Origin of the sequence: Brachybacterium sp. J153, from assembly GCF_036311905.1 — a bacterium.
Lineage (GTDB): Bacteria > Actinomycetota > Actinomycetes > Actinomycetales > Dermabacteraceae > Brachybacterium.
This window is the reverse complement of record NZ_JAZDCH010000004.1, coordinates 173,793-192,401: the sequence shown is the minus strand read 5'-3', so window position 1 is coordinate 192,401 and position 18,609 is coordinate 173,793. Positions and strand designations below refer to the sequence as shown.

At 72.5% G+C, this 18,609-nt stretch carries 21 protein-coding genes; 9 read left to right on the top strand and 12 right to left on the bottom strand.

Going from position 1 to position 18,609, the window contains the following annotated elements; all coding sequences use genetic code 11:
• Positions 1-57 precede the first annotated feature (57 nt).
• From V1258_RS02535 to V1258_RS02515, 5 genes are all read left to right on the top strand, one after another.
• Positions 58-1,074, top strand: coding sequence for a metal ABC transporter substrate-binding protein (locus tag V1258_RS02535; protein WP_329748205.1), 1,017 nt, complete (start codon positions 58-60; stop codon positions 1,072-1,074).
• On the top strand, positions 1,071-1,886 hold the full coding sequence (locus tag V1258_RS02530; RefSeq protein ID WP_329748204.1) for a metal ABC transporter ATP-binding protein: 816 nt from the start codon (positions 1,071-1,073) through the stop codon (positions 1,884-1,886). Before V1258_RS02535 ends, V1258_RS02530 begins: the two co-directional genes overlap by 4 nt.
• Positions 1,883-2,788, top strand: a complete 906-nt coding sequence (locus tag V1258_RS02525) for a metal ABC transporter permease (protein ID WP_329748203.1) — start codon at positions 1,883-1,885, stop codon at positions 2,786-2,788. The genes V1258_RS02530 and V1258_RS02525 overlap by 4 nt, the downstream gene beginning before the upstream one ends.
• Positions 2,789-2,855: 67 nt before the next feature.
• A complete protein-coding gene (locus V1258_RS02520) occupies positions 2,856-3,305 on the top strand; it encodes a Fur family transcriptional regulator (RefSeq protein ID WP_329748202.1) in 450 nt (149 codons plus the stop codon).
• On the top strand, positions 3,302-3,865 hold the full coding sequence (locus tag V1258_RS02515) for a DedA family protein (protein ID WP_329748201.1): 564 nt from the start codon (positions 3,302-3,304) through the stop codon (positions 3,863-3,865). Before V1258_RS02520 ends, V1258_RS02515 begins: the two co-directional genes overlap by 4 nt.
• A gap of 33 nt (positions 3,866-3,898) precedes the next feature.
• Here the strand turns inward: V1258_RS02515 and V1258_RS02510 are convergent, their stop codons facing one another.
• A complete protein-coding gene (locus V1258_RS02510; RefSeq protein WP_329748200.1) occupies positions 3,899-4,705 on the bottom strand; it encodes an isoprenyl transferase in 807 nt (268 codons plus the stop codon).
• A gap of 67 nt (positions 4,706-4,772) precedes the next feature.
• On the bottom strand, positions 4,773-5,507 hold the full coding sequence (recO, locus tag V1258_RS02505; protein WP_329748199.1) for a DNA repair protein RecO: 735 nt from the start codon (positions 5,505-5,507) through the stop codon (positions 4,773-4,775).
• Between the two features lie 117 nt (positions 5,508-5,624).
• Here recO and V1258_RS02500 point away from each other — a divergent pair, with 117 nt between their 5' ends.
• Positions 5,625-6,350, top strand: coding sequence for an EcsC family protein (locus tag V1258_RS02500; RefSeq protein ID WP_329748198.1), 726 nt, complete (start codon positions 5,625-5,627; stop codon positions 6,348-6,350).
• Positions 6,351-6,359: 9 nt separating this feature from the next.
• Entirely contained in the window at positions 6,360-6,995 is a 636-nt protein-coding gene (locus V1258_RS02495; protein WP_329748197.1) for a maleylpyruvate isomerase family mycothiol-dependent enzyme, read from the top strand.
• Positions 6,996-7,013: 18 nt separating this feature from the next.
• Here V1258_RS02495 and V1258_RS02490 read toward each other — a convergent pair whose 3' ends face one another.
• Positions 7,014-7,940 (bottom strand): LysR family transcriptional regulator, encoded by a 927-nt coding sequence (locus tag V1258_RS02490; RefSeq protein ID WP_329748196.1) that lies wholly within the window; start codon positions 7,938-7,940, stop codon positions 7,014-7,016.
• A 92-nt stretch (positions 7,941-8,032) separates the two neighbouring features.
• Between V1258_RS02490 and V1258_RS02485 the strand changes: the two genes are divergently transcribed.
• Positions 8,033-9,055 (top strand): EamA family transporter, encoded by a 1,023-nt coding sequence (locus V1258_RS02485; RefSeq protein WP_329748195.1) that lies wholly within the window; start codon positions 8,033-8,035, stop codon positions 9,053-9,055.
• Between the two features lie 52 nt (positions 9,056-9,107).
• On the opposite strand, the gene leuA is transcribed toward V1258_RS02485, so the two are convergent.
• The 7 genes from leuA to V1258_RS02450 form a co-directional block, all read right to left on the bottom strand.
• Positions 9,108-10,922 carry a 2-isopropylmalate synthase gene (gene leuA, locus V1258_RS02480; protein WP_442878558.1) on the bottom strand — a complete coding sequence of 605 codons (1,815 nt, stop codon included), beginning with the start codon at positions 10,920-10,922 and terminating at the stop codon, positions 9,108-9,110.
• 153 nt (positions 10,923-11,075) lie between these two features.
• The gene (locus V1258_RS02475; RefSeq protein WP_329748194.1) at positions 11,076-11,567 is read right to left on the bottom strand and encodes a hypothetical protein; all 492 of its coding nucleotides are present in this window, start codon (positions 11,565-11,567) and stop codon (positions 11,076-11,078) included.
• Between the two features lie 2 nt (positions 11,568-11,569).
• Positions 11,570-12,580, bottom strand: coding sequence for a GTPase Era (gene era / locus V1258_RS02470; protein ID WP_329748193.1), 1,011 nt, complete (start codon positions 12,578-12,580; stop codon positions 11,570-11,572).
• Positions 12,570-14,030, bottom strand: a complete 1,461-nt coding sequence (locus tag V1258_RS02465; protein WP_329748192.1) for a hemolysin family protein — start codon at positions 14,028-14,030, stop codon at positions 12,570-12,572. Before V1258_RS02465 ends, era begins: the two co-directional genes overlap by 11 nt.
• Before the next feature lie 28 nt (positions 14,031-14,058).
• Positions 14,059-14,520 (bottom strand): rRNA maturation RNase YbeY, encoded by a 462-nt coding sequence (gene ybeY / locus V1258_RS02460; RefSeq protein ID WP_329748191.1) that lies wholly within the window; start codon positions 14,518-14,520, stop codon positions 14,059-14,061.
• A 1-nt stretch (position 14,521) separates the two neighbouring features.
• Positions 14,522-15,568 (bottom strand): PhoH family protein, encoded by a 1,047-nt coding sequence (locus V1258_RS02455; protein ID WP_329748190.1) that lies wholly within the window; start codon positions 15,566-15,568, stop codon positions 14,522-14,524.
• The gene (locus tag V1258_RS02450) at positions 15,565-15,939 is read right to left on the bottom strand and encodes a histidine triad nucleotide-binding protein (protein WP_329748189.1); all 375 of its coding nucleotides are present in this window, start codon (positions 15,937-15,939) and stop codon (positions 15,565-15,567) included. The genes V1258_RS02455 and V1258_RS02450 overlap by 4 nt, the downstream gene beginning before the upstream one ends.
• A gap of 77 nt (positions 15,940-16,016) precedes the next feature.
• Here V1258_RS02450 and V1258_RS02445 point away from each other — a divergent pair, with 77 nt between their 5' ends.
• Positions 16,017-16,568, top strand: a complete 552-nt coding sequence (locus V1258_RS02445; RefSeq protein ID WP_329748188.1) for an NADPH-dependent FMN reductase — start codon at positions 16,017-16,019, stop codon at positions 16,566-16,568.
• A gap of 79 nt (positions 16,569-16,647) precedes the next feature.
• Here the strand turns inward: V1258_RS02445 and V1258_RS02440 are convergent, their stop codons facing one another.
• Positions 16,648-17,436 (bottom strand): 16S rRNA (uracil(1498)-N(3))-methyltransferase, encoded by a 789-nt coding sequence (locus V1258_RS02440; protein WP_329748187.1) that lies wholly within the window; start codon positions 17,434-17,436, stop codon positions 16,648-16,650.
• A gap of 16 nt (positions 17,437-17,452) precedes the next feature.
• Positions 17,453-18,583, bottom strand: a complete 1,131-nt coding sequence (gene dnaJ / locus V1258_RS02435; protein WP_329748186.1) for a molecular chaperone DnaJ — start codon at positions 18,581-18,583, stop codon at positions 17,453-17,455.
• Positions 18,584-18,609 lie beyond the last annotated feature (26 nt).

Sequence of the window (18,609 nt, the reverse complement as noted above, 5' to 3'; positions counted from 1 at the left end):
GCACCCCTTACCCCGCCGACTTGCCCGCGGCCCCGCCCGATGGTGAGAATGATTGTCATGTCCTTCGTGCCTGCGCTCTCCCGACGCTCCCTGCTCTCCCTCGCCGTCCTCGGCGGGGGCGCGCTGACCCTCGCCGCCTGCGGCGGAGGCGGGGAGTCCGAGGACGGCACCCCGATGGTCGTGACCTCGAACTACCCGCTGCGCTTCCTGGTCGAGCGGATCGGTGGCGATCGCGTCACCTCCGTGGACTTCGCCACGCCGGGGGCCGACGCCCACGGGCTCGAGCTGTCCGTGCGCCAGGTGATGCAGGTGCAGGAGGCGGCGCTCGTGCTGCAGATCCCCGGCTACCAGACCGCGATCGACGACGCGATCGCGAGCGGGCCCGGCGACAACGTGCTGGACGTCGCGCAGGTCATCGAGCTGCTCGTCACCGAGCTCGGCGACACCGAGGCCGAGCACGAGGGCGAGAGCGCCGAGGAGCACGCGGAGCACGCCGACGACACCGCCTCCGATGCCGGCGGGGAGTCAGCCGAGGAGGATCACGAGGGGCACGACCACGGCGGCACCGACCCGCACCTGTGGCACGACCCGCTGCGCATCGCGCTGATCGGCGACGCCCTCGCCGAGCGGCTCTCCGAGATCGACGCGGAGGGCGCTGACGGTTTCACGGAGCGGGCCGCCGCTCTGCGCACCGAGCTCGAGGCCCTCGACGAGGAGCTGGCGGAGTCCTTCGGTGCCGTCGAGGGCACCCGCACCTTCGTCACCAGCCACGCCGCGTACTCCTATCTCGCCGCTCGCTACGACCTGCACCAGGTGGGCATCTCCGGCATCGACCCCGAGACCGAGCCCTCCCCGCAACGCCTGCTCGAGCTGGAGAAGGTGATCGACGCGGAGGGCGTCACGACCGTCTTCTTCGAGGCGACCGCCTCCCCGAAGGTCGCGCAGACCCTCGCGGAGAACGTGGGGATCACCAGCGAAGAGCTCGACAACCTCGAGACGCAGCTCTCCGAGGACGCCGACTATCCTCAGGTCATGCGCGAGAACGCCCGGAAGCTCGTGGAGAGCTGGCAGTGAGCGCCGGCTCCCCGGCGGACATCTCAGCGACCGACACCACCCCGCCGGCCGCCCCGGCCGACGCCCCCGTCCTCGAGGTCGAGGACGCGACCGTCGTGCGCGGGGGACAGCGCGTGCTCGAGGACGTCTCCCTCTCGATCCGCGCCGGGGAGCGGGTGGCACTGCTCGGCGCCAACGGCTCCGGCAAGTCGACGCTGCTCCGCGCGATCGTCGGCGTGCTCCCCCTCGAGTCCGGCCGGGCACGCCTGTTCGGCCGACCCGTGCGGGACGGCCGCGCGCACGACGCGATCGGTTACGTCCCGCAGGACTCCGCCGAGGCGGGCTCGATCCCCTCGACCGCCCGCGAGACCGTCGCAACCGGCCTGCTCGGGGCGCGTCGCTGGTCCGCCCGCAGCCGCGACCCGCGGGTGATGCGCGCCCTGGAGGCCGTCGGGCTGCCGCACCTCGCGGACCGGCCGATCACCCGCATGTCCGGCGGCCAGCGCCGCCGGGTGATGATCGCCCGCGCCCTGGTGCGCTCCCCGCGACTGCTCGTGCTCGACGAACCCTTCGCGGGAGTGGACCTCCCCACCCAGGAGATCATCGCGGGGCTGTTCCGCGAGCTCGCCGCCCAGGGCACGACCCTGCTGGTCGTCCTGCACGAGACCGGCCCGCTCGCCGACGACCTCGATCGAGTGATCGTCCTGGACCACGGCCGCGTCATCCACGACGGGGCCGAGACCGCCCAGCTGCCCGTCGACTCGAGCCACGACCACCCCGCGCTCCCCGACGCCCACACCGACTGCCTCGGACAGGAGATCCACCCGGCATGATCTCCCCCCTCGACATCCTCACCTCGGACCTGCTGCGCTACCCGCTGATCATCGCGGTGCTCATCGGTCTGACCGCCCCCGTCGTCGGCACCTACCTGGTGCAGAAGCGGCTGTCCCTGCTCGGCGACGGCCTCGGCCACGTGGCGCTCACGGGCGTCGCGGTCGGCTGGCTCGTCGGTGCCTGGACCGCCGCCTCCCCCGCGGATCTCCTCGCCATCCCCGGCGCCCTGATCGCCTCCGTGCTCGGCGCGGTCGCGATCGAGTACGTCCGCGAGATCGGGCACACCAGCCGGGACGTCGCGCTCGCGATCCTGTTCTACGGCGGCATCGCGGGGGGCGTGGTGATCATCCAGCTCGCCGGCGGCACCTCCCAGAACCTCATGGGCTACCTCTTCGGATCGCTCTCCACCGTCACCGGCCCCGACGCCGTGATCGCCGTGGTCCTCGCCGTCGTCGTGCTCGGCATCGGCGTGGGTCTCTCGGGGCTGCTCTCCGCGGTCACCGGGGACGAGGAGTTCGCCCGCGCCTCCGGACTGCCGGTGCGGCTGGTGAACGTGCTCATCGCCCTGATGGCGGCGCTGACCGTCACCCTCTCGATGCGGATCGTCGGCGCGCTGATGGTCTCGGCGCTGATGATCGTCCCCGTCGCCTCGGCCCAGCAGCTGGTGGTCGGCTTCGCCCGCACCATGCGCACCGCGATGGTCATCGCCGTGGTCTGCGCTCTCGGCGGATTGCTGCTCACGGTGTACGTCGACCTGCCGCCGGGCGGGGTCATCGTGCTGCTGACGATCGGCGTGTACATCCTCGCGCTCAGCACGCGGGCGATCATCCCCGGTCGCGGACCGCGCCTTCCGGACCTCGACCAGGTGCCCTCTGACCAGGAGACCCGCGCAACGACCTGACGCATCGCGGGCGTCGGTCAGCTCACCAAGAATGGAGGTCCGGGGCCCGATGGCGCACAATCGATCCATGCAACGGAACACTCGCCAGCGCGCCGCGATCCTCGAGACGCTCTCGCAGCAGGACGACTTCCGCAGCGCCCAGCAGATCCACGAGCAGATGCGCACCGACGGCGAGACCGTCGGCCTCGCCACCGTCTACCGGACGCTGCAGGCGCTCTCGACGGCGGGCCGGCTCGACGTGCTGGTCGCCGCCGACGGAGAGTCGCTGTACCGCCAGTGCGAGGACTCCGGGCACCATCACCACCTGGTGTGCCGCGAGTGCGGGAAGACCGTCGAGATCACCGACCCCTCCCTCGAGGCCGCGATGAGCGCGATCGCCCGCGAGCACGGCTTCACGGACCTCGACCACACCCTCGAGGTCTTCGGGCTGTGCACCGAGCACGCCGCCACCGCGACGGCCGACGGGGCGCAGACGGCCGAGGACGGCGCGGCCGCCGACGGAGGCCCCCGCGCATGATGGACTGGGTGCAGTCGCTGCCGCTGCTGCCCGCGATCGGGTTCCTGTACGTCGTGATCTGGTTCCGGGCCGGCGGCACGTACCTGCTCGGCCGCGGTGCGCGCCGCGCCGCCGATCGCGGCAGGGTCGCCACCTTCCTCTCCTCCGAGCGCGTCGTGCGGGCGACCGAGATCGTGAACCGCTGGGGCGCCCCGGTGGTGGCGCTGAGCTTCCTCACCGTCGGCTTCCAGACCGCCGCCAATGCCGCGGCCGGACTGACCGGGATGCCGCCGCGCCGCTATCTCCCGGCGCTCGCGATCGGCGGTCTGGCCTGGGCGTTCATCTACGCCACCGTGGGCCTGGTGGTCTTCGCCGGCTGGGTCGAGCTGTTCCTGCGCTCGCCCTGGGCGGCAGTGGCCGTGCTGGCCCTGCTGGTGCTGCTCGTCGCCCTGCTGCTGCGGCACCGACGACGGACCGGGGGCCTGATCGCTCCCGTCCCCCCGACGACGGCCCCGACGGAGTCGGCCAGGGAGACGGCCACGGAGACGGCCATCGGGGCCGACGCCGGCGACCGCGCCTGACCACCCGGAGACCGCCCCGCCGAGCCTCGGCGTTCAGAATGCCGGCGACGGCTCCGGCACGTCGACGGCCCCGCCGTAGCGACGGTCGCGCCGGGCGTAGTCGGTGATCGCCCGCCACAGCACGCGGCGGTCGACGTCCGGCCACAGCTCGGGCACGAAGACCATCTCGGCATAGGCGGACTGCCACAGCAGGAAGTTCGAGGTGCGCTGCTCGCCGCTGGTGCGCAGGAACAGGTCGACATCGGGCATGTCGGGGTCGATGAGGTGTCGGGCGAGGGTGCGCTCGGTGATGCCGGAGCCCTTCAGCCGCCCGGCACGGGCCTCCTCGGCGATCTCCCGCACGGCGTCGACGATCTCGGCCCGGCCGCCGTAGTTCACGCACATGTAGAGCGTCATGCGGGTGTTGCCGCGGGTGAGCTGCTCCGCCTCCTTGAGCTCCTTGATCACGCTGCCCCAGAGGCGCTGCTCGCGGCCGATCCACACGATCCGCACGCCCCAGGAGTTCAGCGTGTCCCGCTGTCGGCGCAGCACGGAGCGGGAGAAGCCCATCAGGAAGCGCACCTCGTCCGGGGAGCGCTTCCAGTTCTCGGTGGAGAAGGCGTAGGCGCTCAGGTGGGTCACGCCGATCTGCAGCGCCCCCGCGACGACGTCCAGCAGCGCCGCCTCCCCCGCCTCGTGTCCGGCCGTGCGGGGCAGCCCCTGCCGGTTCGCCCAGCGGCCGTTGCCGTCCATGACCACGGCGACGTGCGCGGGGATGGTCGGGGCGGGCAGCCGGGGCGGGCGGGCACCGCTGGGGTGCTCGAAGGGCTCGAGGGGGCCGGAGGCGGGTGCGGCGGGCATCGGGATCCTTCGGGTCGGTCGACGGGCGGGGCGGACGGTGTGCGCCGCGGCCGGGTCGGGCTCGGCGTCAGCGGTCGACGTAGTGGAGCGAGCGGACGGAGCGCTCGAGGTGCCAGGTGATGGTGTCGGCGATGAGCCGGCCGGCCTCCTGCTGGATCGTCGGCTCGGCGGCCAGGACATTCTCCCAGTCCCCGGCGAGCAGGAAGATCAGGTGCTCGACGGCGGCCTGGCGCACCGCGACCGCTCCGGGCCGACGGCACGGGGTGCAGACGAGGCCGCCGGCGCGGACGTCGAGCGCGTGGTGCGGGCCGGGGGCCCCGCAGGTCGCGCAGGCCCGCAGCTCGGGGGCCCAGCCGGACAGGGCGAGGGTGCGGAGCAGGAAGGCGTCGAGCACGAGCGCCGGCGGGATCCGTCCTTCGCCCATCGAGCGCAGCGCTCCGACCAGCATCAGGAAGCCGCGCTGGCTGGGATCGACGGCCTCGTCGGTGAGCCGGTCGGTGGTCTCGAGCATGGCGCTCGCGGCGGTGTAGCGGTCGTAGTCCGCGGTGATCGGGCCGGCGAAGGCCTCGAGGGTCACCGCCTGCGTGACCGTGTGCAGGCTCTTCCCCGCATGCAGCTGCAGGTCCACGAGGGTGAACGGCTCCAGACGCGCGCCGAAGCGGCTCCCGGTGCGGCGCACCCCCTTGGCGACGGCGCGGACCTTCCCGTGCCGCCGCGTGAGCAGGGTGATGATGCGATCGGCCTCGCCCAGCGGATGCGTGCGCAGGACGATCGCATCGTCTCGATACAGCTTGTTCTGCATGGTGAGCCCGAATCTACGCCGTGGGGCCGACCGACGCCCGTAGGCGGGCCGCGCCGTGCCGCGCCCTGTGACGCGGTAGCGTCGGCCCACGACACCCGACCCACGGAAGGAACCGCGATGGGGATCTTCTCGATGCTGCGCCGCGACGACTCGGCGACGTCCATGGCCCGCGATGCGATGCACGAGGCGCGGCGCGGCGGAGCCTCCGACCGCCCGAGCTCCGGCGGGGCGATCGACCGGATGGTCGACACCGTCCGCGACATCGGCCTGGACGGGAAGCTCACCTACTCCTCGGCGGTTGAAGTGGCGCGTCGTGCCCAGCGGGGCCGCGCCCGGCGTCGGCCCGAGCTCGCGGTGCGCCGGATCATCCGCTCCCACCGGCGGGGCGTGACCGCCGGCGGCTTCCTCACCGGCCTCGGCGGCGTGGTGACCCTCCCCCTGCTGCTGCCCACCAACGTCCTCGAGTTCTACATCCAGTCCACCCGCATGGTCGGCGCGATCGCGGCGGTCCGCGGCCATGACCTCGAGGACCCGGAGATCCGGATCCGGGTGCTCGCCGCCCTCGTCGGCGAGGAGTCCGGGGAGGTGCTGCGGTCCATCGGTCTCGGGCCGATCACGGGCGCCGCCGCCCGCACCGTCGCCTCCCGCCTACCGGCCAGTCCGCAGTCCGAGATCGTCTCCGCCGTGGGGAGTCGCCTGCTGAAGCGGTTCGGGCTGCGCTCGGCGCGACTCTTCGGGAAGGCGATCCCGGGCCTCGGCGCCGTGCTCGGCGCGATCTCCGACCGCCGCCAGCTGAACCGCATCGCGAAGGCCGCGAAGGCGTCCTTCCCGCCCGTGGGCTGAGCACCGGACATGACCCTCTCCGCCACTCAGCACTGGACGCTGATCCATGCCGAGCGCGCCCGCCTCGCCGCGCTCCTGGACACCCTCACCGCACCGCAGTGGCGCAGCGGATCGCTCTGCACCGTCTGGACGGTCGAGCAGGTCACCGCGCACCTCACGGCGGCCGCGCACACAGGGCGCTGGGGATGGCTGCGGAGCATGGTCCTCGCCGGCTTCGACTCCGACACGCACAACGCCCGTCGCCTCGCCGAGCAACTCGGCAGCACCCCGGAGGAGACCCGGCGTCGGTTCCACGACGCGGTCGATCTCACCATCGCGCCGACACGGGACCATCCCGCCTGGCTCGGCGAGGTGATCGTCCATGGCCAGGACATCGCTCGTCCTCTCGGCATCGCGCTCGAGCCCGATCCGATGGCGGTGCTCGAGGTCGCCCGGTACTTCGCGAGCAAGGACTTCGCGGTCAACAGCCGAACGGCGGTGCGGGGCCTGCACCTGGAGGCCGACGACGCATCCTTCACCTCCGGGGAGGGTCCGTCGGTCCGCGGCCCGCTGCTCAGCCTCGTGATGGCGATGGCCGGGCGGCCCGGAGCCCTCGACGAGCTCGCGGGAGAAGGCGTCGCCGAGCTGCGGAGCCGGATCAGCTGAGTCCGGCGTCTCCGGGCATCACGCGGGAAGCTCGTCCAGGTCCGGCAGGTCGCCGAGCGCCTCCGCCGCCTCGAGCAGCGCCGCCCGGAACGCGAGCAGGGACGGATGCTCCCGGGCGCCCGCGCGGGCGGCGGTGTACAGCCCGCGGTGGGGGTCACCGGGCAGGCGCAGCACCCGCGTGCCGCCAAGGTGCTCGGCGGCGATCAGTCCGGGCACGAAGGCGACGGCGTGCCCGGAGCGCACCAGGTGCACCTGCAGCAGCGGGTCGGGGGTGTCGAAGCGGACCCACGGCTCTACGCCGGCCGCTCGGAGGTAGGTGCGCTCCCACGCCCCGGTGCGGGTGCCCTCCGGGTCGAGGGCCCAGGGCATCTCGGCGAGGTCGGCGAGGCGGCGCACCTCGGAGGCCGGGCCATGATCGGGCAGCACCAGGAGCAGGGGGTCGCGCAGCAGCTCCTCGCGGTCCGTGCCGCGGCGCACCACCTGCTGACCGCCGGGATAGTCCTCGCCCAGGATCACGTCGAAGCGGTGGGCGAGCAGACCCTCGTAGGCCGCCTCGACCTCGCGCTGGGCGATCTCGATGCGCATCCGGGGATGACGCTGCTCGAGCACGCTCACGGCCACGGGGGCGAGCACGATCAGCGGGGTCTGGAAGGAGGCGATGCGGAGCACTCCCCCGGCCTCGCCCTGGGCGGAGACGAGCTCCGCCTCGGCCGTCTCCACGAGCCCGAGCAGCTCCTCGGCCCGACGGGCGAGACGGACCCCCGCGTCGGTGAGGGAGACGCGTCGGCCGGACTGCTCGAACAGGGTGACCTTCGCCTCCCGCTCCAGCTGGGAGAGCTGCTGGGAGACGGCCGACGGGGACAGCGAGTGCTCCCGCGCGATCGCGGACATGGTCTCCAACCTGCTCAGCTCCCGCAGCAGGAACAGGCGATGCAGGTTGAGCACGGGCACCTCCATTGATCGTTCGGATCTGCTTCACGGTACACGTCGGGAACAGTCGCTGGACCTGGGCGGACCGACAGGGGCAGAGTTGCCTGGTGACCTCCTCCCCCACCGCTCCCGCCCCGGCGCCGAGCACCCTCGGCGCACCGCGCGGGCTGCCGCTCGCGCCGGTGCTGTTCATCCTCGGCTCCTGCTTCTCGCTGCAGTTCGGTGCCGCGCTCGCGACCCAGCTGTTCCCCGCGATCGGCTCCTTCGGCACCACCACGCTGCGCCTGGGGCTCGCCGCTATCGTGCTGCTCGTGATCGTGCGGCCCCGCCCCCTGCGGCTGAACCGCTCGCAATGGCGGTCGATCCTCGCCTTCGGCGTGGTGATCGGGGCGATGAACGGCAGCTTCTACGCGGCGATCGAGCGGATCCCGCTGGGCACGGCCGTGGCGATCGAGTTCCTCGGTCCGCTCGTCGTCTCCGCCGCGCTGTCGACCCGGCGGATGGACTACCTGTGGGTGCTGCTCGCCGTCGGCGGAGTGGGCCTGTTCGGCCTCGAGCCCCTGCTCGGTGCCGCGGAGCTCGATCCGATCGGGGTGCTCTTCGCGCTGGTCGCCGCCGTCTTCTGGGGGCTGTACGTGCTGACCAGCGCGAAGGTGGGGCAGACGGTGCCCGGGCAGGACGGTCTCGCGCTCGGCCTCGCGATCGGCGCGCTCACGGTGCTGCCGCTCGGCGCACCGGGGGCGCTCACCGGCCTGCTCGACCTGCGCCTGCTCGCGCTCGCGGTCGGCACCGCGGTGCTCGCCTCGGTCCTGCCCTACACGCTCGAGCTCGCGGCGCTGCGCCGCCTGCCCCGTCACGTGTTCGGGATCCTGCTCAGCCTCGAACCGGTGATCGCCCTCGCGGCCGGTCTGCTCCTGCTCGGTCAGCAGGCGACGCCGCTGCGCCTCGCCGCGGCGCTCCTCGTGGTCGCCGCGAGCGCCGGCGTGACGATCACGGGTCGCGCGGCTCCGCCCGACACCGCCCAGCCGGTCGACGAGCCACCGGGCTGGGACCTGCCCACGCCCACGCATGCGACGGTCACGAGCGAGATCCCGGTGCTCACCGAGGAGGACCTGCACGGCGAGACCTGAGGGCCTCCGGGGCGGAACGCAGTGCTCCTGATCCGCCCCGGACCGGCGATGCTCAGGCGCGGGCGCGCTGCTCACGGTTGAGGGCGGAGATGATCGCCTCGAGGGAGGCGCGGGTGATGGACCCGTCGATGCCGACACCCCAGAAGATCCGGTCGCCGATCTCGCACTCGATGTACGAGGCGGCGAGCGAGTCGTCGCCCTCGGTCAGGGCATGCTCGGCGTAGTCGAGGATGCGCACGTCGATCTTGCGCTCGGCGAGGGCCTTCACGAAGCCGTCCAGCGGGCCGTTTCCGATCCCGGTCACCTGATGCTCCTCGCCGTCGACGACGAGCGTGACGGTGATGCGGTCGGCGCCGTCACCGGTGGACTCCTGATGCACCGCGCGGAAGCCGAAGCGGCCCCAGCGCCGTCCGGCGTCGGGCGAGGGGAGGTACTCGTCGGTGAAGGCGTCCCAGAGCTGCTCGGGGCTGACCTCGCCGCCCTCGGAGTCGGTCTTGTGCTGGACGATGCCGGAGAACTCGATCTGCAAGCGGCGCGGCAGGTCCAGGCCGTGCTCGGTGCGCAGCAGGTACGCCATGCCGCCCTTGCCGGACTGCGAGTTCACCCGGATCACGGCCTCGTAGGAGCGGCCGAGGTCCTTCGGGTCCACGGGCAGGTACGGGACCCGCCAGACCAGGTCCTCGACGTCCTTGCCGGCGGCGTCGGCATCGGACTGCATGCGCTCGAGGCCCTTCTTGATGGCGTCCTGGTGGGAGCCGGAGAAGGCGGTGAACACGAGGTCGCCGCCGTACGGGCTGCGCTCGGGGACGGGCATCTGGTTGCAGTGCTCGACGGTGCGGCGCACCTCGTCGAGGTCCGAGAAGTCGATCTGCGGGTCGATGCCCTGGCTGAACAGGTTCAGGCCCAGGGTCACCAGGTCCACGTTGCCGGTGCGCTCGCCGTTGCCGAAGAGGCAGCCCTCGATGCGGTCGGCGCCGGCCTGGTAGCCGAGCTCGGCGGCGGCGACGCCGGTGCCGCGATCGTTGTGGGGGTGCAGGGACAGCACGAGCGAGTCGCGGCGGTCGAGGTTCCGGTGCATCCACTCGATCGAGTCGGCGTAGACGTTAGGGGTCGCCATCTCGACGGTCGCCGGGAGGTTGATGATCATCTTCCGCTCGGGCGTGGGCTTGATGACCTCGATGACGGCGTTGCAGACCCGCAGCGCGTACTCGAGCTCGGTGCCGGTGTAGGACTCCGGGGAGTACTCGTAGGTGATCTCGGTGTCGGGGACGGTCTCCTCGTACTTCTTGCACAGCAGGGCGCCCTGCACGGCGATGTCGAGGATGCCGTCCTCGTCGGCGCGGAAGACCACGTCCCGCTGCACGATCGAGGTCGAGTTGTAGAGGTGGACGACGGCCTGCTTCGCCCCGGCGATCGCCTCGAAGGTGCGCTCGATGAGGTGCTCACGGGCCTGGGTGAGGACCTGGATCGAGACGTCCTCGGGGATGCGGTCCTCGTCGATGAGGGTGCGCACGAAGTCGAAGTCGGTCTTCGAGGCGGCGGGGAAGCCGACCTCGATCTCCTTGTAGCCCATCTGCACGAGCAGCTCGAACATGCGCAGCTTGCGCTCGGAGTTCATCGGGTCGATGAGGGCCTGGTTGCCGTCCCGCAGGTCGACGGCGCACCAGCGCGGGGCGCGGGTGATGCGGTTGTCGGGCCAGGTCCGGTCCGGGAGGTCCACGCGGATCTGCTCGTGGAAGGGCAGGTACTTGTGGGTCGGCATGCCGGAAGGCTGCTGCGGGGAGCCGCCGGTGGGGCCGACGACGGGGGTGGCGGGATCGGCCGTGGCGGCGATGCTCGGAGCGGTGGTGAGGGGGGTGGAGTTCACGGGAGGTCCTTCTCGCTGGGGTACCGGTCGCCGGACACAACATCAGCCGCGGCGGGGTCCCGGCGTTCAGGTCCCGTCGCGGCGGCTAAGCAGGAGCAACGATCCACGCATGGCGGTCACGGTAGCACCGTCGGCGGGTCGGCTCCGGGCGGGTCACGATGCGAACTGCGCTGCGCGGGGCTCGGTCGCGGCCCCGTCCGCCACGGCCTCTACCGACGCCGACGACGACAGCCACGGCGCCTCCGACAGCGACTTCGATGTCGGGATGCCGCCCGGCGGCTCCCACCGGGGCATGGTCAGGATCAGCACCAGCAGCACGGCCGTCACCAGGAACCACACCCCGAACGCCGCGGCGAGCACGACGGACCGTCGGCCGCGCGGGGCCAGCAGGCCCGCGCCGACCGCGGCGGCCAGACCGAACGGGATCCCGAAGACCATGCCGAGGATCAGGCCGTAGCCGTGGGGATCGCTCCCCGGATCGAAGCGCGAGCCCACCACCGCCGCGATCATCCGGATCCACATCACCCCGCCGCCGATCAGCACGACGGCGCCGAGGATCCGGAGCGCCAGGTCCACCCCGCGATGCGGCCCCGGCGGCCTCCCCGCCGCGGGACCGCCGCCCTCGCCCACCGCTCCGCCGTCCATGCTCAGAAGCCCAGGCGACCCAGCTGCTTGGGGTCGCGCTGCCACTCCTTGGCGACCTTGACCCGCAGGTCCAGGTGCACCTTGCGGCCCAGCAGCGCGTTGATCTCGGCGCGGGCCCGGGAGCCGACCTCCTTCAGCCGCGATCCGGCGCGGCCGATGATGATGCCCTTCTGGCTGTCCCGCTCCACGAACAGGGTCGCGCGCACCACGAGGCGACCGGTGCCCGGCTCGACCGGGGTGAACTGGTCGCCGTCGGGATCGACCTCAACGACCTCCTCGACCACCACGGCGATGGAATGGGGCAGCTCCTCGCGCACACCCTCGAGCGCCGCCTCGCGGATCAGCTCGGAGATGCGGTCATCGCGCGACTCCTCGGTGAGCTGGTCGTCGGGGTACAGCTGCGGCCCTTCCGGCAGCTGCGCGGCGATCACCTCGAGCAGCACGTCGATCTGCTCGCCCTTCACCGCGGAGATCGGCACGATCTCGTCGAAGCCCATCAGCTGGTCGACGGTCATCAGGTGCTCGGCGAGCTGGTCCCGGCCCACCAGGTCGATCTTGGTGACGATCGCAATGACCCGCGGCCCGCGGCGGCCCTGGCGCATCTCCACCAGGTCCTGGGCGATGAAGCGGTCGCCGGGGCCGATCTTCTGGTCCGCGGGGAGGCAGAAGCCGACCACGTCGACCTCGCCGAGGGTCTCGCGGACCAGGTCGTTCAGCCGCTCGCCGAGGAGGGTGCGGGGGCGATGCACGCCGGGGGTGTCGACGAGGATGATCTGGGAGGCCTCGGAGGTGACGATCCCGCGGATCGCCCGTCGCGTCGTCTGCGGCTTCGAGCTGGTGATCGCGACCTTCTCCCCCACCAGCGCATTGGTCAGCGTGGACTTGCCGACGTTGGGCCGGCCGACGAGCGCCACGAAGCCCGCACGGTGCGGAGCGGTCGTCTCCCCGGCGGGTGCCTGCTCGTCGTGGGAGACGGCGTCGATCGGGTCGGTGGGCTTGAGGTCATCGCTCATGGGGGCTCTCCTGGTGTGCGGCATCCCCCGCGGCGGCGGGGTGCGGGTGGGGGTCGGGGCGCTCGTCGGGGCTCACGGCGAGCTCGGACGAGGGGGTCTGCGGGTCGGTCTCGGCGGCGGGCGGCTCGGCCGGGGAGGCGGCCGACGGCGCGACCTCGTCCTCCTCGGCGCGGCGGGCGATGACGGTCGAGAGGCGCTTGCGCCGACCGGCGGTCCGCTCCCCCTCGAGGGCCAGGCCGAAGACGACGGCACGGGTGCCCACGATCGGCACGCGCCCCGTGACCTTGCCGAGCAGTCCGCCGACGCTGTCGATGTCGGCGTCGTCGAGGTCGAGTCCGAACAGCTCACCGAGCTCGTCGAGGGACGCACGGGTGGGGACGCGGAAGCGGCCGTCGCCGAGATCCTCGACCTCGGGGGCGACGGGGTCGTGCTCGTCGGCGATCTCGCCCACGATCTCCTCGAGGACGTCCTCGATGGTGACGATGCCGGAGACGCCCCCGTACTCGTCCACCAGCACGACGATGTGCACCCGGCTGGTCTGCATCTGCCGCAGCACCTCGTCGGCCGGCACGAACTCCGGCACGAAGCGGGCGCGGCGCATGATCTCCGTGACCGGGCGGTCGGGCCGCGGGTCCCACGGGGCGTGCACCGCCCGCATCACGTCCTTGACGTAAAGCATGCCGCGGAGGTCGTCGACGTCCTCGCCGATCACAGGGATGCGGGAGAAGCCGGAGCGGACGAACAACCGCATCGCCTCCGTCGCCGTGGCCGTCGCGGCGACGGTGATCATGTCGGGCCGGGGGACCATCAGCTCGCGCACCATCGTGCCGCGCAGCTCGAAGACGCCCTGGATCATGTCCCGTTCACCGTCGCCCACGTGCTCGTCCTCGAGGGCCCGGTCCACGCCGCGTCGGGCGGTGCGCGCCGGGTCCTCGGGTCCCTCGCCCCCGTGGGGGCGCGCCGCGACCCCGGCGCCGACGCTGACCAGCAACCCCGCAGGGAACCACAGCACGCCGCGCACGATCTGCACCAGCAGGTGGGTGGACAGGAGCACCGACTCGGCGCGTCGGCGGCCGATGGTGCGCGGGGAGGCCGCCGCGATGATCAGCAGCAGGAGCGCGGAGATGGCGAGGGCGAGGAGCGCGGGCAGGACCCAGCCCTCGACCCCCGTCGCACCCAGTCCGAGGAAGGACGCGGCGGTGATCGCGATCAGGCCGACCGCCTCGGCGAGGGTGCGGCCGAGGCTCACCGCGGCGAGGGTGCGGGCCGAGTCCGTGTGCTGGTCCAGCACCCGGGCGCGCACCGCCTCGGGCAGCTCGGCGCTGTCGCGCTCGAGGGCGCTGCGGGAGACCGACAGGTGCGCGGCGTCGACCGCGGTGAGCACCGCCGCCAGCACCAGGGCCGCCGCCGCGAGGGGGATGAGGATCAGCAGGGCCACGGCAGCAGTCATCGGACCACCCCCTGCCCGGGCATGCCGCTCAGGAGCTCTCCTTCGAGGCCAGGAAGGTCAGCAGGAGGGTGCGCTGCAGGTCGAACATGACCTTCCGCTCCTCGGCCTCCATGTGGTCGTAGCCGAGCAGGTGCAGGATCGAGTGCACGGTGAGCAGGAGCAGCTCCTCCTCGGTGCTGTGGCCGGCCTCCGCCGCCTGCTTCGCGGCGACGCTCGGGCAGAGCACCACGTCGCCCAGCAGTCCCTCGGGGGACGGCTGCTCGGCGCTGCCGGGGGTCAGCTCGTCCATCGGGAAGCTCATGACGTCGGTCGGACCGGGCAGGTCCAGCCACTGCACGTGCAGGCGCTCCATCGCCTCCTCGTCGACGAAGAGGATCGACATCTCCGTCGCCGGGTGCAGGTGCAGCCGCTCGAAGACGAAGCGGGCCAGCTCCACGAACTCCCGCTCGTCGACGACTGCGGTGGTCTCGTTGCGGATCTCGATGGTCATCTCAACTCCCCGACCCCTCGCGCCGGCGGTGGTCGCGGTTCCCGCCGGGGCGGACCTCCCAGCGCCCGTAGGCCTCCACGATGTCGCTCACCAGCCGGTGGCGGACCACGTCGCGGGAGGACAGGCGGCAGAAGGAGATGTCGTCGATGCCTCCGAGCACCTGCTCGACCACCCGCAGACCACTCTTCTGCCCGCCCGGGAGGTCCACCTGGGTGACGTCGCCGGTGACCACCATGGTCGAGTTGAAGCCGAGCCGGGTGAGGAACATCTTCATCTGCTCGGGCGTCGTGTTCTGCGCCTCGTCGAGGATGATGAAGGCGTCGTTGAGGGTGCGCCCGCGCATGTAGGCGAGCGGGGCGACCTCGATGGTCCCCGCCCCCATCAGGCGCGGGATCGAGTCGGGGTCAAGCATGTCGTGCAACGCGTCGTAGAGCGGACGCAGGTACGGGTCGATCTTCTCGTTGAGGGTGCCGGGCAGGAAGCCCAGCCGCTCCCCCGCCTCGACGGCGGGCCGCGTCAGGATGATGCGGTTGATCTGCTTGCTGAGCAGCTGCTGCACCGCCATCGCGACCGCGAGGTAGGTCTTGCCGGTGCCGGCGGGGCCGATCCCGAAGGTGACGGTCGAGGACTCGATCGCCTCGATGTACTTCTGCTGCCCGAGCGTCTTGGGGCGGATGGTCCGACCGCGGCTGGAGAGGATCGTGCGCGAGAGCACCTCCTCGAGACGGCGGCCCTCCGCGCGCTCGTCCCCGTAGAGGTTCGCGGCGCGCTGGACCGCCTCGGCGGTGACGGCCTGGCCGGTGCCCGCGAGCTCGATGAGGCTGCGCACGATGTGCTCGCTGCGGCGCAGCGCATCCTCGGTGCCGCGCAGGGTCACCTGGTGGCCGCGCACGTGCACGTCGGTGTCCGGGACGGCGTCCTCGAGGGCCGCGAGGGCCTGGTCGTTCTCCCCGAGCACCTGGAAGGGGCTGAGGTGGTCCGGGATGGCGAGACGGCGCTCGAGCACCGCGGGGGCGCGGCCGGGGGCCGGGGTGACGTCAGAGGTCACAGTTCTCCTTCGGCGAGTTCTCCCGCCAGGACGTGGGCATGGACGTGGAAGACGGTCTGACCGGCGCTCTCCCCGGTGTTGAACACCAGTCGGAAGTCGCCGCGCGCGTGCTCGGCGGCCACGGAGCCGGCGACCTCGACGACATGGGCGAGCAGCTCCGGGTCCGCGGCGAGCTCGCGCACGTCCCGCGAGTGCGCGCGCGGGACGACGAGGACATGGAGCGGCGCCTGCGGATGCAGGTCGCGGAAGGCGATCACCCGCTCGTCCTCGTGGACGCGGTCCGAGGGGATCTCGCCCGCGACGATCCGGCAGAACACGCAGTCGGGATCGACGGCGGGGGCGACGGAGGGCTCGGACGGCGCGGAGGTCATGGCATCGAGTCTACGGCGTGACACATGTCGCCACAGTTCGCGGAATCACCGGCCGACTGTGAGATGTTGTTGAAACTATGACGACTCTCGGAATCCTCACCTCCTCCGCCCGCCCCGGTCGCGTGGCCGGCCCCGTCTCCCAGTGGGTCGAGTCCCTCGCCGGCGATCACTTCGAGATCGAGCACCTCGATCTCGCGCAGATCGCGCTGCCCGCGTTCGACGAGCCGGCCAGCCCCAAGTCCGGTGCCGAGAAGACCACCGCGCACGGTCAGGCGTGGGCCGACCGCGTCACCGCGCTCGACGCCCTGGTGATCCTCACCCCGCAGTACAACGGCTCCTACCCGGGTGCGCTGAAGAACGCCATCGACTACCTCTACGCCGAGTGGAAGGACCTCCCCGTGGTCCTCGTCGGCTACGGCTGGGCCGATGCGGGCGAGGTGCTCCCGCTGCTCGAGACGCTCATGGTCCGGGTCGATGCCGACGTCGTCGCCTCGGTGGGCCTCGGCTTCCGTGAGGACCTCTCCGTCGAGGGGGAGCTGTTCGTGCGCGAGGAGCGGACCGCCGCCCTGCGCGCCGCCCTCGAGACCGTCGCGTCGAAGGTCGGGGAGCTGCAGAGCGTCTCCGCCTGACCCCAGATCCCCCTCGGAGCGCGCCCGGTCCTGCCGGGCGCGCTCCGTCGTCTCCGGGGGCCCGGAGCGATCCGGCGGATCAGCCCCAGCGGCCGACGAGCGCGCTGAGCACGGCGAGAGCGGCGGGGCCCGCCGTCGAGGAGCGCAGCACCTCGGGGCCGAGCAGCACGCTGCGGGCACCGGTTCCGCGCAGCGCGTCCAGCTCGGTCTCGTCGATACCGCCTTCGGGGCCGACGACCACCACGATCTCCTCGACGCCGGCCTCGCTCGCGCCGCGCAGCTCTTCGGCGAGGGTCATCAGCGAGACGGACTCCTGCTCGTGCAGCACCAGCACCAGGGCGCTGTCGGCCGAGCGCTCACGCAGGTCCTCGACGAGCCGGGCGGTGGTCACCGCCTCGGCCACCTCCGGGATCCCCGGGCGGCGGCACTGCTTGACCGCGGCTCGAACGGTCCCCTCCCACTTCGCCCGCCCCTTGGCGAGCTTCTCCCCGCGCCACACGGAGACCGAGCGCTGGGCGATCCAGGGGACGAGGCGGTCCGCACCGAGCTCGGTCGCGGACTCCACGGCCTGCTCGTCGCGGCCGCCGGTGGCGAGGGCCTGGACCAGGGTGAGCCGCGGCAGGCGCTGGATCCCCGGGCTCGGGTCGGCGAGCAGGCGCAGATCCAGCTGCTCCTTGCGGGCGGTGGTCACCTCGGCGAGGACCTGGCGGCCCGGGGCGTCGGTGAGCAGGACCCGCTCCCCCGCGCCGATCCGGGCGACCTTCGCGGCATGCCGCCCCTCCTCCCCCGCGAGCAGGAGGGCATCGCCCTCGCGCGCGCCCGCGAGGGCGTCGTCGAGGATCAGGAAGCCGGGCGGGGTCGTGGGCATCGGCGCGGTGCTCCGCTCAGAGGTCGCGCAGGCGGTCACGGAGCTTCGCGAAGGGGCCGTGGCCCTTCTTGCGCGTGGTCTCGTCGCCCCGCAGCGCCGCGAGCTGCTCGAGCAGCGAACGCTCCTCGTCGCTGAGCGAGGTGGGGACGTCGACGTCGAGGACCACCCGGATGTCGCCGCGGCGCTCACGCCGCAGCGGGGTGACCCCGAGGCCCTTGAGGGTGATCTGGTCGCCGGGCTGCGAGCCGGGCTTCACGTCGATCTCCTGGATGCCGTCGAAGGTCTCGAGCGGGACGGTCGCGCCGAGCGCCGCCGAGGTCATCGGCACGGCGATCGTGGTGACGAGGTCGTCGCCGTCGCGGTCGAAGGTCTCGTGCTCGGAGACGGAGAGCTCCACGAACAGGTCGCCGGAGGGTCCGCCGGCCTCGCCGACCTCGCCCTCACCGCGCAGCTGGATGCGGGTGCCGTGCTCGACGCCGGAGGGGACGCGCACGGTGACCTCGCGGTCGGAAGCCGTGCGGCCGTGCCCGGAGCATCCGGTGCAGGGAGACTCGATGACGTCGCCGTGCCCGCCGCAGGTGGGGCAGGGCGCCATGGTGACCATCTGGCCCAGCAGCGACTGGGCGACGCGCTGCACATGACCGGAGCCGTTGCAGGCGGTGCAGCGGGTGGGGCTGGTGCCCGGCTCGCAGCAGGAGCCGGAGCAGCGCTCGCACAGCGCCGCCGTGCGGAAGGTGACCTTCTGCTCGGTGCCGAAGACGACGTCGCGCAGGTCGATGCGGATGCGGCGCAGCACGTCGCCGCCGCGGCGCTGCCGGGGCACGGGGCCCTGGCCGCGGCCGCGCATGCCGGCGGCGCCCGCGAACATGTCGAAGATGTCGCCCATGTCGAAGCCGGCGCCGCCGCCGAAACCGCCGGGGAAGCCGCCGCCCATGCCCGGGCCGCCGCCCATGTCGTACTGACGGCGCTTGTCCGCATGGGACAGCGTCTCGTAGGCCTGGGACACCTTCTTGAAGGTCTCCGCCGCCTCGGGATCGGGGTTGACGTCGGGGTGGAGGCTGCGCGCGAGCTTGCGGTAGGCCTTCTTGATCTCCTCGGTCGAGGCGTCGCGGGAGACGCCGAGGAGCTCGTAGTAGTCGTCGTTCACCAGTTGGGTCCTTGCGGTGTGGGTGG

Bases quoted from the DNA above. Each gene is read 5' to 3' on its own strand.
- V1258_RS02535 (WP_329748205.1), top strand. From the start codon at position 58: ATGTCCTTCGTGCCTGCGCTCTCCCGACGCTCCCTGCTCTCCCTCGCC.
- V1258_RS02525 (WP_329748203.1), top strand. From the start codon at position 1,883: ATGATCTCCCCCCTCGACATCCTCACCTCGGACCTGCTGCGCTACCCG.
- V1258_RS02520 (WP_329748202.1), top strand. From the start codon at position 2,856: ATGCAACGGAACACTCGCCAGCGCGCCGCGATCCTCGAGACGCTCTCG.
- V1258_RS02515 (WP_329748201.1), top strand. From the start codon at position 3,302: ATGATGGACTGGGTGCAGTCGCTGCCGCTGCTGCCCGCGATCGGGTTC.
- V1258_RS02510 (WP_329748200.1), bottom strand. From the start codon at position 4,705: ATGCCCGCCGCACCCGCCTCCGGCCCCCTCGAGCCCTTCGAGCACCCC.
- recO (WP_329748199.1), bottom strand. From the start codon at position 5,507: ATGCAGAACAAGCTGTATCGAGACGATGCGATCGTCCTGCGCACGCAT.
- V1258_RS02500 (WP_329748198.1), top strand. From the start codon at position 5,625: ATGGGGATCTTCTCGATGCTGCGCCGCGACGACTCGGCGACGTCCATG.
- V1258_RS02495 (WP_329748197.1), top strand. From the start codon at position 6,360: ATGACCCTCTCCGCCACTCAGCACTGGACGCTGATCCATGCCGAGCGC.
- V1258_RS02475 (WP_329748194.1), bottom strand. From the start codon at position 11,567: ATGGACGGCGGAGCGGTGGGCGAGGGCGGCGGTCCCGCGGCGGGGAGG.
- era (WP_329748193.1), bottom strand. From the start codon at position 12,580: ATGAGCGATGACCTCAAGCCCACCGACCCGATCGACGCCGTCTCCCAC.
- V1258_RS02465 (WP_329748192.1), bottom strand. From the start codon at position 14,030: ATGACTGCTGCCGTGGCCCTGCTGATCCTCATCCCCCTCGCGGCGGCG.
- ybeY (WP_329748191.1), bottom strand. From the start codon at position 14,520: ATGACCATCGAGATCCGCAACGAGACCACCGCAGTCGTCGACGAGCGG.
- V1258_RS02450 (WP_329748189.1), bottom strand. From the start codon at position 15,939: ATGACCTCCGCGCCGTCCGAGCCCTCCGTCGCCCCCGCCGTCGATCCC.
- V1258_RS02445 (WP_329748188.1), top strand. From the start codon at position 16,017: ATGACGACTCTCGGAATCCTCACCTCCTCCGCCCGCCCCGGTCGCGTG.
- V1258_RS02440 (WP_329748187.1), bottom strand. From the start codon at position 17,436: ATGCCCACGACCCCGCCCGGCTTCCTGATCCTCGACGACGCCCTCGCG.